Raw genomic sequence first — 617 nt, 5'->3', positions numbered from 1 at the left:
GCCGGCCATGTCGATCTCGTTGTCGAAGTGGCCGATGTTGCTGACGATCGCCTGGTGCTTCATCCGCGCCATGTGGCCGGCGGTGATGATGCGGGAGTTTCCCGTGCAGGTGACGAAGATGTCGGCGATCCCCACCACGTCATCCAGTGTCGCGACCTGGAAGCCGTCCATCGCGGCCTGGAGCGCGCAGATCGGGTCGATCTCGGTGACGATCACACGGGCGCCCTGACCGCGCAACGCGTCCGCACAGCCCTTGCCGACGTCGCCGTAGCCGCACACGACCGCGACCTTGCCGCCGATGAGCACGTCGGTCGCGCGGTTGATGCCATCGATCACGCTGTGGCGGCAGCCGCGTACTTGTTGTCGAACTTGGACTTGGTCACCGAGTCGTTGACGTTGATCGCCGGGAACGCCAGCGTGCCGGCCTTCGCCATCTCGTACAGACGGTGGACACCGGTGGTGGTCTCCTCCGTCACACCCTTGATGCGCTCGGCCGTGGCGGTCCAGCGGCCCGAACCGTCGACCGTACGGCGGAGCAGACCGAGGATGACCTTCCACTCCTCCGGGTCGTCCTCCGACGCCGACGGCACGGCACCGGCCTTCTCGTACTCCGCGCC

1 pseudogene is annotated in these 617 nt (G+C 66.9%); it reads right to left on the bottom strand.

From position 1 onward, the window contains the following. A pseudogene (locus ACFFNX_RS05340) lies at positions 1–617 on the bottom strand (adenosylhomocysteinase); the annotation flags it as partial.

It is taken from the genome of Actinoallomurus acaciae (assembly GCF_042429965.1).
Classification (GTDB): domain Bacteria; phylum Actinomycetota; class Actinomycetes; order Streptosporangiales; family Streptosporangiaceae; genus Actinoallomurus; species Actinoallomurus acaciae.
The sequence above is the reverse complement of the archived record's forward strand: the minus strand, read 5'-3'. Positions and strand labels throughout refer to the sequence as shown.